16 protein-coding genes are annotated in these 13,495 nt (G+C 41.7%); 10 read left to right on the top strand and 6 right to left on the bottom strand.

Features of this window, described 5'->3' with window-relative positions; all coding sequences use genetic code 11:
• Window positions 1-6: 6 nt before the first annotated feature.
• The gene (locus CWB85_RS19870) at window positions 7-525 is read right to left on the bottom strand and encodes an EF-hand domain-containing protein (RefSeq protein ID WP_138555828.1); all 519 of its coding nucleotides are present in this window, start codon (window positions 523-525) and stop codon (window positions 7-9) included.
• A 298-nt stretch (window positions 526-823) separates the two neighbouring features.
• Here CWB85_RS19870 and xthA point away from each other — a divergent pair, with 298 nt between their 5' ends.
• The 3 genes from xthA to rlmA are packed head-to-tail and all read left to right on the top strand — an operon-like array spanning window position 824 to window position 3,113.
• Window positions 824-1,630 (top strand): exodeoxyribonuclease III, encoded by an 807-nt coding sequence (xthA, locus tag CWB85_RS19865; RefSeq protein WP_016709315.1) that lies wholly within the window; start codon window positions 824-826, stop codon window positions 1,628-1,630.
• A 5-nt stretch (window positions 1,631-1,635) separates the two neighbouring features.
• Complete coding sequence (locus tag CWB85_RS19860) at window positions 1,636-2,307, top strand: energy-coupling factor ABC transporter permease (protein WP_244390807.1); 672 nt, start codon at window positions 1,636-1,638, stop codon at window positions 2,305-2,307.
• Entirely contained in the window at window positions 2,304-3,113 is an 810-nt protein-coding gene (rlmA, locus tag CWB85_RS19855) for a 23S rRNA (guanine(745)-N(1))-methyltransferase (protein ID WP_138555827.1), read from the top strand. Before CWB85_RS19860 ends, rlmA begins: the two co-directional genes overlap by 4 nt.
• On the opposite strand, the gene yfbV is transcribed toward rlmA, so the two are convergent.
• The gene (yfbV, locus tag CWB85_RS19850; protein WP_016709312.1) at window positions 3,097-3,543 is read right to left on the bottom strand and encodes a terminus macrodomain insulation protein YfbV; all 447 of its coding nucleotides are present in this window, start codon (window positions 3,541-3,543) and stop codon (window positions 3,097-3,099) included. The genes rlmA and yfbV overlap by 17 nt on opposite strands.
• A gap of 331 nt (window positions 3,544-3,874) precedes the next feature.
• Between yfbV and CWB85_RS19845 the strand changes: the two genes are divergently transcribed.
• The 7 genes from CWB85_RS19845 to CWB85_RS19815 all read left to right on the top strand — a co-directional run bounded on the left by CWB85_RS19845 (window position 3,875) and on the right by CWB85_RS19815 (window position 10,538).
• Window positions 3,875-5,089, top strand: a complete 1,215-nt coding sequence (locus CWB85_RS19845; RefSeq protein WP_016709311.1) for an acetate kinase — start codon at window positions 3,875-3,877, stop codon at window positions 5,087-5,089.
• 2 nt (window positions 5,090-5,091) lie between these two features.
• Window positions 5,092-7,242 (top strand): phosphate acetyltransferase, encoded by a 2,151-nt coding sequence (gene pta / locus CWB85_RS19840; RefSeq protein ID WP_016709310.1) that lies wholly within the window; start codon window positions 5,092-5,094, stop codon window positions 7,240-7,242.
• A gap of 225 nt (window positions 7,243-7,467) precedes the next feature.
• Window positions 7,468-7,866, top strand: coding sequence for an ACT domain-containing protein (locus tag CWB85_RS19835; RefSeq protein WP_016709309.1), 399 nt, complete (start codon window positions 7,468-7,470; stop codon window positions 7,864-7,866).
• Window positions 7,866-8,360, top strand: coding sequence for a PTS sugar transporter subunit IIA (locus tag CWB85_RS19830; protein ID WP_138555826.1), 495 nt, complete (start codon window positions 7,866-7,868; stop codon window positions 8,358-8,360). Before CWB85_RS19835 ends, CWB85_RS19830 begins: the two co-directional genes overlap by 1 nt.
• 5 nt (window positions 8,361-8,365) lie before the next feature.
• Complete coding sequence (locus CWB85_RS19825) at window positions 8,366-8,713, top strand: ArsC family reductase (RefSeq protein WP_016709307.1); 348 nt, start codon at window positions 8,366-8,368, stop codon at window positions 8,711-8,713.
• Window positions 8,710-9,840: a succinyl-diaminopimelate desuccinylase gene (gene dapE, locus CWB85_RS19820; RefSeq protein WP_138555825.1), complete on the top strand. Its 1,131-nt coding sequence runs from the start codon at window positions 8,710-8,712 to the stop codon at window positions 9,838-9,840. Before CWB85_RS19825 ends, dapE begins: the two co-directional genes overlap by 4 nt.
• The gene (locus CWB85_RS19815) at window positions 9,837-10,538 is read left to right on the top strand and encodes a M15 family metallopeptidase (protein ID WP_016709305.1); all 702 of its coding nucleotides are present in this window, start codon (window positions 9,837-9,839) and stop codon (window positions 10,536-10,538) included. The genes dapE and CWB85_RS19815 overlap by 4 nt, the downstream gene beginning before the upstream one ends.
• Here the strand turns inward: CWB85_RS19815 and CWB85_RS19810 are convergent.
• The 4 genes from CWB85_RS19810 to bufA2 all read right to left on the bottom strand — a co-directional run.
• Window positions 10,471-11,400 (bottom strand): DMT family transporter, encoded by a 930-nt coding sequence (locus CWB85_RS19810; RefSeq protein ID WP_138555824.1) that lies wholly within the window; start codon window positions 11,398-11,400, stop codon window positions 10,471-10,473. The genes CWB85_RS19815 and CWB85_RS19810 overlap by 68 nt on opposite strands.
• Before the next feature lie 50 nt (window positions 11,401-11,450).
• Window positions 11,451-12,230, bottom strand: a complete 780-nt coding sequence (locus CWB85_RS19805) for an HvfC/BufC N-terminal domain-containing protein (protein WP_138555823.1) — start codon at window positions 12,228-12,230, stop codon at window positions 11,451-11,453.
• Window positions 12,223-13,062, bottom strand: coding sequence for an MNIO family bufferin maturase (gene bufB / locus CWB85_RS19800; protein WP_138555822.1), 840 nt, complete (start codon window positions 13,060-13,062; stop codon window positions 12,223-12,225). The genes CWB85_RS19805 and bufB overlap by 8 nt, the downstream gene beginning before the upstream one ends.
• A gap of 47 nt (window positions 13,063-13,109) precedes the next feature.
• A partial coding sequence (gene bufA2, locus CWB85_RS19795; RefSeq protein ID WP_138555821.1) for a BufA2 family periplasmic bufferin-type metallophore occupies window positions 13,110-13,495 on the bottom strand: 386 nt, incomplete at its 5' end.

Genomic DNA, 13,495 nt, shown 5'->3' with positions numbered 1-13,495 from the left:
GATAAATTAACTCTTTCTTATCATCTCAAGAGCTTCATCTTCGGCAACATCACTGCCATAAGTTTGAATATAACTAATGAATTCTTGCTTACTGACGCGTTTATCTTGGTTTTTATCCATATAGCCAAAATGATTTGCTATATCGTCATCATTGGCTTCTGTCACTGAAATATAACCATTGCTGTCATTGTCTAATGAGCTGAAGTTATTTTCTATAGGATCAAATTTCGCGATTTCAGCTTTAAAGGCTGAATCACTCACTTCACTATCACTGGCAACTTTGCCTGTGTTAAGCTGCATATAAGTATTAAATTCTTGACGACTGAGTTGCTCATCCATATTCGTATCAATATTTGAAAAATGTTGCCAAATATTATCGTCGTCAGCTTCTGCTTTTGAGATAAAACCGTCATCATCGTTATCTAAGCTACCAAAACCACTGTCAATTTTTGACATTGAAGATGTAGCACAAGCTGATAAACTCACCGTTGCTAAAATTGTAGCTGCTAAAGTTAACTTTTTCATAAGACATTTCCTTGTAGTTAAATTAAATGCAAGAAAATATATACAAATTAAACGCCAACTTTAAAAACCTTTAAATTCATAAACTTAAAGTTTTAAAATCATTTGACAGCAGTGTTTACTGCAATGCTTTCATAAAAGCATGTAAAAGTTGCAGATGAGCTACATAATTAAACATTTCACTATTTTGCTTGTATTTTAAGCAAGGTATTTTTAATAAATAAGCACATGTACCCGACCTTATTTGATGGTAGAATTTGCATAATCTATGAAAAGCTAACTCTAATTTAAAGGTCTAGCCATGAAAGTAATTTCATTTAACATTAATGGGCTGCGAGCTCGCCTGCATCAACTACAAGCAATTATTGATAAACATCAGCCTGATATAATCGGTTTACAAGAAATAAAAGTACACGATGAAGCTTTTCCACTCGAAGATGTGCAAAAAATGGGTTACCACGTGTATTTTCATGGCCAAAAAGCCCATTATGGTGTAGCGATGTTATGCAAAAATGAACCTAAATCTGTGGTTAAAGGATTTGCAACAGACAGTGAAGAATCGCAAAAACGTATGATCAGTGTTACGGTCACTCAAGAAAACGGCCGTGATTTAACCGTAATGAATGGTTATTTCCCACAAGGTGATAACATCAGCCATGAGGTTAAATTTCCATATAAGCGCCAATTCTATCGCGATCTTATGACCCATTTAAACACCCATCACAATAGTGAAGAAGATGTGATTGTAATGGGTGATATTAATATCTCTCCAACCGATCTTGATATTGGCATTGGTGAGGTTAACCGTAAGCGCTGGTTAAAAACCGGTAAATGCTCATTTCAACCTGAAGAGCGTCAATGGCTTGCAACTTTGCTTGAATGGGGCTTTAAAGACACATTCCGCGAATTACACCCAGACACAATAGAGCAATATTCATGGTTTGATTATCGTTCAAAAGGTTTTGATGATAATCGTGGCCTGCGTATAGACGTTGTTTTAGCAACCCCAGCATTGGCTGCCCGCTGCAGCGATGCTGGCATTGATTATGAACTACGTGGTATCGAAAAACCATCAGATCATGCACCAATTTGGTCTACTTTTAGCTAAATAACATGCTTGAGCTAATAGAAGCGCCGATAATAAACAGCACTATTCAAGTAATGACTTGGCTTATTGTCGGCTGCATTTTTTTGCTCAGTATTAGTAAAAAACAATATCAACGGTTACTTGCAACACCAGCACGACAAACCGGTGTATTCGCGTGTGCCTTAGTATTTATACTGCTGTGGCGTATTAAAGCTGGTATCTTGCCGGGCCTTGAATTACACATACTTGGTGTGACCGCCATCACACTAATTTTAGGGTGGCGCTTTGCATTACTCAGCGCTACGCTTGCCAGCTTACTCTTAGCCGCCTTTAATCAAATTAGTATCACGCAGTTACCCGTGCATTTACTACTTAGCGCTTATTTGCCCATTTTAGTCAGCTATGGTCTTTTTATACTCTGTTACAGCCTCCTGCCACGACACTTTTTTATCTATATCTTTGTCTGTGCGTTTATTTGTGCTGCTTTAATTGCCTGTTTGAAGATTATTGCTGTGAGCGTATTTTATTATTTAACCGGTAGCTATAACTGGTTTGAATTAAGTGAAAATTACCTCTACTTATGTGCCATCATTTGGTTTCCTGAAGCCATGCTCAATGGGATGGCCATAACTTTATTGATCACCTATCGCCCACATTGGGTTAAAACTTTTTACGACAAGGATTACCTAGACTCATGAGTCTTGATTATCAATGCCCACTTTGCCAACAAACGCTTACATTACAGACTAATGTGCTCAAATGTAGTAACAACCATAGCTTTGATACGGCCAAAGAAGGCTATGTAAATTTATTGCCAGTACAACAAAAAAATTCCAAACACCCCGGCGACAACCTCGACATGGTGCAAGCACGACGCGCTTTTTTAGCAACTGGCCATTATCAGTTTTTACAAACAGCCATTGCTCAGCGCGTTGCTACGCACCGCCCGCAATATGTGATTGATTTAGGCTGCGGCGAGGGTTTTTATACACAAGCGATAGCCAATGCATGTGATGCAAAAGTATATGGGGTCGATATTTCAAAATCAGCCATTAAATTCGCCGCGAAGCGATACAAGCATTGTAATTTTAGTGTAGCGTCAATTAGTCAAGCACCGTTTAATGACGGTATGGCCGATGTATTAGTGAGTATTTTTGCACCATTATTTGATGCTGAATTAGCGCGCCTAGCAAAATCCGATGGAACACTAATTGTGGCAAGCCCAGGCCCTTGGCATTTAAAAGAGTTGAAACACTATATCTACCGTGACGTTAACGCACATACAGCCATTAGTGTACCGGATGGATTTGAGCTAATAGAGCAAACATTGTTAGAGCAACAAATAAGCTTGCCATTTAATGATGTGAAGAACTTGATAACCATGACTCCCTTTGCGTGGAAGTTTCGCCCAGAGCATTGGCAACAGTTAGAGCAACAAGGTGAGCAAGTGGTCACCTTGTCATTTTATGTAAGCCAATTTACACGTCTTATAGATTCTCTTTAGTAAATGCGCGGTCCATTTTATCAAACATATCATTAAGTAAATGGGCCAATTCAGCGTATTTCGGTTTCTCTTTTGGGGTATGCCCTTGGTAACCGTTAGCAACCATCTTGCTGTGTAACTCTTTATACCAATGCTCCATTGCCGGCTCAAGCTGAGTGTCTGCGCGTTTACCTAACCATAAGAGGCCTTGTAATGGTAACGATAAAAAAAACAATGCAATGGCGATAGCTTGCGGTAAAAAACTGCTGCCTAAATAATTAATTTGCATAAATAAAGTGAGCATTGCCAAAATTGGCATAACAGTAATCGCCAGCTCTGTGGCTTTAATTACTCTAAACTCCGTGAAAATAGGCGCTAGCTCTTTACGCATCGGCCATTTTTTAGCGTATTCACGACCAGTTTGAACTTGTGACATCACACTTTTTTGCATCATGACTCCTAGGTGTCGCTGGTGTATTTATAAATGTTTGCCTAACGCAAGCGAGTATATCACATTGACGGCAACATTTCTGTGTAAAATCCCTTCCACCTTTCGTCCAAAACCTGTTTTTGATCATGGTTTAAACTTACCATAAATAAATTAATCAGGTAAAATAAACGCATATTAAGTTAACTAAACTTTAGTATAGCCATTGACTGTATCCGATACCAATTTATCGACCGCTAACACGCTAACTTTAGTCAATCTTGTTCGATAGTTAGTTATATAACAACTAAGCTTAATGTGCACTTACCAAATTGTTAAAAAATGGGATCCTGATATGTCTGCGCAACCTTCATCGCCTCACCACGTGCTTGTTCTTAATTGTGGAAGTTCAAGTTTAAAATTTGCTATTTTAGATGCCACCAGCTCTGAAGAAATCATTTCCGGCTTGGCTGAGCGCTTAGGATCGTCATCTCCATCAATTAAATACAAATACTTAGGCAAAAAACACCTCCTTGAATTGGCAGTAAATCAAGCACACAAAGAAGCAATCGACACACTGGTTAAACTCATTAATGAGTATAGTTTAGCGAATAACCTCATCGCAGTCGGTCATCGTGTAGTGCATGGTGGTGAGCACTTCACCAAGTCAATGCTGATTGATGATGCGGTTATTAAAGGCATTACCCAAGCAGCAACGCTTGCCCCATTACATGGTCACGCTAACTTACTCGGTATAGCTGCTGCACAAGCGTCATTCCAAGGCCTGCCACAAATCGCTGTTTTTGACACTGCATTCCATCAAACTATGGATAAAATTGCTTACTTATATGCTCTACCCTATAAGCTATACGCAGATTACGGGGTTAGACGCTACGGTTTTCATGGGACAAGCCATTATTACGTTGCAGGTCAAACAGCGGCACTGCTCAATCAACCAATAGAACACAGTAACTTTATCAGCGCCCACTTAGGTAATGGTTGTTCAGTGTGTGCGATTAAAAATGGTAAAAGTGTCGATACCAGTATGGGGTTAACGCCACTTGAAGGGTTAATGATGGGCACCCGCAGCGGTGATATTGATCCTGGCTTATTTAATTTTTTAACCACCCAACTAAATTATGATGCTCAACAAATTGACGATTTATTAAATAAACAAAGCGGCTTGCTAGGTATTAGCGAATTATCAAATGACTGCCGTACCATAGAAGAAGCGGCTGTAGCAGGCAATGAAAAAGCCATTTTAGCACTTGAGATGTTTTGTTATCGCTTAGCAAAGCAAGTGGCCGCATTTATGGTGCCACTACAACGCCTTGATGCTCTCATTTTTACCGGCGGTATTGGTGAAAACTCCGATATCATTCGTAACAAAGTGATTACGCAACTCGCCTTCCTCGGCCTTGATTGTGATAATAACGCAAATCTTGCCGCCCGCTTTGGCACACAAGGTGTGATAAGTTCTGATAACGCCTCAACAAAAGCGGTGGTAATGCCAACCAATGAAGAATGGGTAATTGCCCGTGATGCCGCAGCAATTGCACAGGAGCAGTAACAATGGCACGTCGAATTATGTTAGTTCCAATCTCAACTGGGGTTGGCTTAACCTCAGTATCGGTTGGTTTAGTACGCGCACTTGAGCAAAAAACCGTTAAAGTTAATTTTTTCAAGCCAATTGCACAGCCTCGCTCAGGGGAAACTGGGCCAGAAAAATCAACCCAAATAGTAACACAAGGATCAGCGATTACCCCTCCCACTCCTTTTGCCCTTGATTACGCAGAGCAAATGATTGGTGATGGTAAAGGCGATGACTTACTTGAAGAAATAGTCGAGCGCTTTGAAAACGCCATTGGCGATGATGTTGTTGCCATCATAGAAGGCATGGTGCCAACTCGCCGTCAACCTTATGCCGGGCGAGTAAACCGTGAAATCGCACAAACCCTTGGGGCTGATATTGTGTTTGTACTCACACCAGGGAATGACAGTAATGACCAAATTGAAGACAGATTAGAAATTGCGGCTGGCTATTATGGTAGTGTTGATCATGCTCGTGTGTTGGGCTGCATTTTTAATAAAGTCAATGCTCCGCTGGATGATGAAGGGAGAGCTCGTGCTGATTTGGTTGAATCACACAAACCTGATCAACTAGAAAACGAACTGAACCGTTTAGCATCATTACCCATATTTAGAAAACACCCCTTTATGTTACTAGGCTCAATCCCATGGGATTTTGAACTTGTAGCACCGCGAGTAAAAGATTTATGTGCTTATTTAAAAGCTGAAGTGATCAATGAAGGTGATATGGCGCACCGTCGTCTTCGCCGCGTTACTTTTTGTGCCAGAACCGTCTCTAATATCTTAAATCACTTTACACCAGGCGCCTTGTTAGTCACCCCTGGCGACCGTTCAGATGTATTAGTAGCGGCCTGTTTATCAGCCATGAATGGTACTAAAATAGGTGCTATTCTATTAACCGGTGGTTATAAACCTGAACCGCGCATTATGACACTATGTGAACAGGCAATGGCCACAGGCTTACCTATACTCATTACTAATGAAGACACTTGGCGTACTTCATTTTTGCTACATAACTTTAATATGGAAGTACCGTGTGATGACATACAGCGTATTGATAAAGTTAAACATCATAATGCCAGCCATATTGATTCTGATTGGTTAGATTCCCTCGCTAAAAGTGTTGGAAAAACACGTAAAATGTCGCCACCTGCATTTCGCTATTTACTCACCGACAAAGCGCGTCAAGCCGCGAAAACCGTTGTGCTGCCTGAAGGGAACGAACCTCGCACTATTAAAGCCGCAGCTATTTGTGGCCAACGCGGTATAGCCAAGACCATTTTGTTAGGCGATCGAGAAGAAATAGAACGTATCGCAATGCAACAAGGTGTTGAGCTTAACGAAAATGTGACTATTATCGAACCACAAGATGTGATCAACGACTATGTTGCTCCCATGGTTGAAATTCGTAAAAACAAAGGGTTAACTGAAGTAGTAGCACTTGAGCAATTACAAGATAACGTGGTGCTGGGTACTATGATGTTAGCGCGCGGTAAAGTTGACGGTTTAGTCTCTGGTGCAGTTAACACCACCGCCAATACAATTCGCCCGCCGCTACAACTAATAAAAACAGCACCCGGTTCTTCATTAGTTTCATCCGTGTTCTTTATGCTTTTACCGGATCAAGTACTGGTATACGGCGACTGCGCAATTAACCCGGATCCAACAGCAGAGCAACTGGCTGATATTGCAATTCAATCAGCTGATTCGGCGACGGCATTTGGTATTGAGCCGCGCGTCGCTATGATAAGTTACAGTACCGGGACATCTGGCACTGGCGCGGATGTTGAGAAAGTCCGTCTAGCAACGAAGTTAGCACAACAAAAGCGCCCAGATCTGATCATCGATGGGCCGCTGCAATACGACGCCGCAATTATGGAAAATGTCGCTCTTAAAAAAGCACCCAACAGCCCCGTGGCCGGTAAGGCAACCGTGTTTATATTCCCAGATTTAAACACCGGTAACACGACTTACAAAGCCGTACAACGCAGTGCTGACTTGATCAGCATTGGCCCGATGCTGCAAGGTATGCGTAAACCTGTTAATGACTTAAGCCGAGGTGCGTTGGTGGACGATATTGTCTACACCATCGCCTTGACAGCCATTCAAGCTGCGCAAGTACAAGGCAACTAACACTTAAAATAAAGTGATCAAATGCTGATCACTTTAGTCCTGCTGTTAATCTAACCCTATTAAAAATAGTTAATAGAATAAGTAACTTATTTATCTTATACCTCACTACTCCCAATGTTATCCACAGAAATTGTGGACAACATTGGCCTTTTATTTCCCCCTGATAATCTATACTATTGATCAATATACGCTGATGGAAAGCTTTACAATAACAAAGGGTCTACAATGTCAAAGCAAACATTAAAGCTACATAATACAACCTTTACCATTCATACCCTTGAAGTGGATGCAGTGATCCCTGCAGAATTATTCAAACAGCCAATGTTTGTGATCGCTAAAACCCAAGATGAATTATCAATTGTATGCCCTTGCCAATTTGCCATTGACAGCCTTGATGCTGAGCATGATTGGTGTGCGTTAGAAGTCATTGGCCCACTGGGTTTTTCGTTAACGGGGATCATGGCTAATATTTCTGGGGTGTTAGCTAAAGCGCATATCTCTATCTTTGCAATTTCGACCTACGACACCGATTATGTTTTGGTAAAGCAACAACGTATTAATGATGCAATAAAAGCATTAAAAAAAGATGGTTATCAGCTACTTAATGACAGTAAGTTGGCATAATGAACACCCCAGATATTAGCTACTTACCGCAACGACAATTAACACCGAACAGTATTACAATTTGTAGTCCCTTTAGTGGAAAGGTCATGCCATTAAGTGAACATCCAGACCCATTTTTTAGCTACGGTACACTCGGCCCAGGTATTATGGTTGCTTTGAGTAACCATAAAATTCTAGCGCCCTTTGATGGTACATTAGTGCAAGTAAAAAACGCCGGCACTGAATTTATCCTCCAAGCGAATAATGGCTTAAAAATACTGCTAAATTTACACCTAGATCCTCAGCAACATATTAAACACACGCATATTGCGCAGCTTAATGGCACTAGAGTAACAAAAGGACAGCGGCTTGCTTATTTTGACCTCAGAGATCTAAATAGCCCATTGCTAGCTTGCCTAATTTTACTCAACGGCCACCAGCTCACACCCATGCATTATTCTCTATCTCATGTAAGCGCTGGAATAGACATTCTTTTAACTATAACCAAGAAGTAATTAATATGACCACTCTTTACGGCATCAGTAACTGCGACACAATAAAAAAAGCCAAAAAATACTTAACCGATAACGCCATTGATTATACTTTTCATGATTATCGTAAAGACGGCGTAAACTTGGCCATGCTTAGCGAGTTTGCCAATCACCTCGATTGGCAAGATTTAGTGAATAAGCGCGGCACAACTTATCGCCAATTATCAGATGAGCAAAAACAAAACCTTGATAAAGACTCTGCACTTGCAATTTTGCTAGAGCAGCCAGCGATGATCAAACGCCCCGTATTAATTCACAACGGTACTTACCACCTCGGCTTTAAAGCCGCTCAATACGATGAGATTTTTGTATTATGATGCATCCCGTCATCGAACTTGCGCAAGCGTTGATCCAACGTCGCTCGGTCACACCAGAAGATGCTGATTGCCAGGCAATGATGAATGAGCGTTTACAGGTGCTTGGCTTTAATATTGAATCACTGTTTTTTACAGACACGCTAAATACCTGGGCCCGAAAAGGTAATAGCTCCCCGCATTTTTGCTTTGCAGGACACACCGACGTAGTGCCCACGGGACCTGAAAAAAGCTGGCAACACCCGCCATTTTCTGGTCTGCTTGCCGATGGTATGTTACATGGTCGCGGTGCTGCTGATATGAAAGGCTCTTTAGCTGCGATGATTGTTGCAACCGAGCGTTTTGTTGCAAAACATCCCGATCACAAAGGCTCTATCTCGTTTTTGATCACCTCTGATGAAGAGGGTCCTTTTATCAATGGTACAACCCGAGTGATAGATACCCTAGAGGCACGTGGTGAAAAAATTGATATGTGTTTAGTTGGTGAGCCGTCATCGCGAAATGTGCTCGGTGACGTGGTTAAAAATGGTCGCCGAGGCTCCTTAACTGGCTTTTTAACCGTTAAAGGAATTCAAGGTCATGTTGCCTATCCACAGCTTGCTAAAAACCCAGTCCACTTGGCCGCCCCACTACTCACACAGCTAAGTCAAACTGTATGGGATAACGGCAATGAGTTTTTCCCTGCAACGAGCTTTCAGATCTCAAACATCAATGGTGGCACCGGTGCAGGTAATGTGATCCCAGGCGAGCTTGAAGTACAATTTAACTTTCGTTTTAGTACAGAAGTCACCTATCAACAATTACAACAGCGCGTTGTTGATATGCTGGCTGACTATGATTTTGAGTATGAGCTTAATTGGATTGTTAACGGTCAGCCCTTTATAACCGAAGGCGGCCCACTGATCGATGCTACCGTTTCAGCAATAAAAGCTGTCACTGGTTTAGATACCGCACTTGAAACCACTGGCGGCACGTCAGATGGGCGTTTTATAGCACAAACCGGTGCTAAGGTGATTGAACTCGGACCACGTAACGACACCATCCATAAAGTTAACGAATGTGTGAGCAGTGACGATCTCATTGCGCTTGCTGATATTTACGAACGTATTTTAGAGCAGCTGTTAACATGAGCCAAAATACATTCACAACAGCACAATTAGCTGAGTGTGCCTGTGGTATGAGTGAACTGCAGCTTGTGGAGTATCAAGGGTATAAGCTGCATAAAGAAATTATTGATGACTTTATACGGTTACAAAATGCCGCGCGTGATGCAGGGTTTACATTAACCATCGCATCTAGCTTTAGGAGTTTTGAACGCCAAGCGCTGATCTGGAATGCTAAGTTTACAGGCCAACGTCCAGTGCTAAATAAACAACAGCAGCGCGTTGATTTAACGAGTATGTCAGAGATTGAAAAATGCCATGCAATTATGCTTTATTCTGCACTGCCAGGCACCAGTCGGCATCACTTTGGGACTGATCTGGATATTTTTGACAGTGCAGCTGTAGCAACAGACTATCAATTGCAATTAGAGCCCAGTGAATACACAGACACGGGGCCTTTTGCAGCAATGACCAAGTGGCTTGATATCCATTTAGAAGAATATGGGTTTTATCGCCCCTATCAACAAGATTTAGGTGGTGTTGCACCAGAGCCTTGGCATATTAGTCATATACAGCAAGCGCAGCAGTTACTGCAATACCAAAGTATTGCAGTCTTGGCGAACATTATCAAACGCAGTGAAATAGCAGGAAAAACAACTATTTTGGCTCATTTGCCGCAGCTTTATCAACGCTATGTGTTGAACGTGAGTGCACCGGCTGTTTAGCCAACATAAACACGAGTACAGCGCCAAGGATCACGGCGCTGGCGATGACAAACTGAATCGTAAGTTCTTCCGCTAAAAATAGCATTCCCGCTAATGCCGCAATCACCGGTACGCACAGTTGCACCACCGCAGCCTGACTACTTTTTAATAATGGCATAGCAACATACCAAATACTGTAACCAATTCCTGATGCTAACGCACCGGAGGCACACGCCAGCGCAATCCCTTGCCAACTGAGCCCTGCTAAGTGGCTAAAGCCGATAATAAATAATACAGGTAACGCGCATAAACTACGTGCAAAATTAAAAGTTGTCGTTCTTAGCGGTGAAATACATACCTTACCGCGAATACTATAGATACCCCAAGCAATGCCACTTAGCATCATTAATAACGCTGGGAGCAGTGAAGGAATAGCCGCCGAAGGTAACATCAGATACACAAAACCAATAACAGCGATAACAAATGCACACCATTGTACAACACTTAGTCTCTCTTTATTGTAAATCCCCCAACCAATCATAGTTAACTGCACTGCAGAAAATAATATAAGCGCCCCAGTGCCAGTATCAAGCTCTACATATGCAATTGAAAAGCTGAGCGCGTATATCAGTAAACAAGCGCTGCTGCGCCAACTTCCACGGTCTGCCTTATGCTGTAGAATATCATCACCATTAGTGGACTTATTAAATTTTGGCTTTGCTTGTATAAGAACGATAAAGCCTAAACACAGTGCACCGCTGAGTAATCGTAATGCAGTAAAATTCCAAGCATCTATGTAGTTTTGAACTAATGCCATACGACATAAAAGAGAGTTTGCAGCAAATGCCAGCAAGGCAAGAACTGTATAAAGTGTTGCTTTCAAAGTGTTCCTTAGTGAATACCGTTATGGCACATTTCAGCGCGTAAAATTTATTATTTCGTTGTTGTCACCAGCCAACCACGTTCGAGCCATTGATTTATCAAACTGATAAGAAAACCAGCAATTTTCTCACTGGGCATATCATTTATACAGGATTGACATAATTGCGCAAAGTTTACCTGCTGTTTCAGTAAAGTCAGTATTCGGTATTCGGGTAAAGCAACATTAACAAACTGGGTACGTCGCTCAGGATCTCTTGCCACAACCCAGTACCGAGTAGTTTCACAATAAGGCTCTGGCGGTGTTTGTTTATCTTTTAGTGCTTGCCACGACTCTACCGCACGACTATTGAAGTGCATCAGTTGCACACTTGGATGTAAAACCAATTGCAAGGTTGGCCATTGCTCAGTGGTGAATTTTTCAAGCTCATCTATGCTGAGCAAGGGTTGCTCTTGAGCATCAAATGCTGTTAGTAAGCACCGTTCAAAATAGGCGATATCAGCTAAAATCGGGTGCGCATTAAACGGCGCATTATTACGTAAATAATGCGGTAACTCATCAGCAAAAAAGCGCAATGACGTATAATTTGATGGGTATTTAACAAGATATTCTGCAACCATTTTATCAAATAATTGATCACCTAAATAAATACCTAGCTGGGCATGATCTTGTTCAATGGCTGCACGTAGTCGCAGTTTGTATGCATTTTGATAAATAGCTAAACGTTGGCTTAGTGATAATTGCCCATCCGAGACTATATGGCTCGCCAAATGATTGTCTTGCCCTTGCAGCATAGCCATAAATTGCTGCTGTAAGCTTGCTAGATCACTCACTATTTACTCCCAACTGCCAAATTGGTGCCACTAGCTGACGAGCATATTCAAGCTCTGCTATTAAATCTTGCAGCGAACCAAGGTTATCATCGCGTTCAATCATGGTACTGACTGGATCAAGCTGCTTGGCATAATTTTCAAACAAATCCCACACTGCGCTCGACACATCTTCATCATGAGTATCAATTATATGACTACCAAAATCTTGATGACCTGCAAGATGAATTTGTGCAATTGCCTCTGTAGGAATAGCATTTAAGAAGGTCATCGCATCAAACTGATGATTACGGGCACTAACATAAACATTGTTAACATCCATCAAAAATCGGCAACCCGTTTTATTGTGCAGTGCTGCTAAAAAATCCCATTCACTCATTTGTGAGTCTTTATAGGTAAGATAACTTGAGACATTTTCAAAAATCATCTCGCGACCAAGAAATTCTTGTACATGATGTATACGCGATGCTAAATGCTCAAGTGCCTCGTTAGTGTATGGCATCGGCAGTAAATCATGGCTATTAAAATCACCCACTTGACTAAAGCATAAGTGGTCCGAGACCCACTGTGGCTCAACTCGTGCTATGGTGCTTTTTAGTGCTTGTAAATAGTCGAAATTAAGTGCGCCTGTACTGCCAATTGACATAGACACGCCATGCATAACTACTGGATAATCGGCACGTATTTTATTTAAGTAATACCAAGGCTTACCGCCCGCAACAAAATAATTTTCAGAGATGATTTCAAACCAGTCAACCGCGGGCTTATCCGTGATAATTTGTTCAAAATGCGAAGCTCTGAGACCTAAACCAAAACCTAGAAATTGCGTTTGCATCGTCACCCTCTTTAACGCTAGGTGGCAAAGCCACCTAGAACATGACTTTATGAATCTACAGAGCCACCTATATCAGCACAAGACTTTGCTGGCATAGCAACAAAACCCGTACCTTTGCAAGAGGCATGACCTGCACAGGCATTTTCAGCCGTTTTACAATCATTGTGGCCGCCACAAATATTGACATCGTTACAGTGTACTAAATCTGCTTTCACAATTGAGCCAACCCATTTATCCTTCACGGCCCCACCAACATCAGCACACGCTTTAGCAGGCATAGCAACAAACCCAGTGCCTTTACATGATGCATGACCCGCACAAGCATTTTCAGCCGTTTTACAATCATTATGACCTCCACATACATTAACATCATAACAATGCACTAAATCCGTTGTTGCTGCCCCAGTATTTTCCGCGTCTACCGCAGATCTTT

The organism is Pseudoalteromonas sp. S1727 (assembly GCF_005886375.1).
In the GTDB taxonomy this organism is placed as follows: domain Bacteria; phylum Pseudomonadota; class Gammaproteobacteria; order Enterobacterales; family Alteromonadaceae; genus Pseudoalteromonas; species Pseudoalteromonas haloplanktis.
The sequence above is the reverse complement of the archived record's forward strand: the minus strand, read 5'-3'. Positions and strand labels throughout refer to the sequence as shown.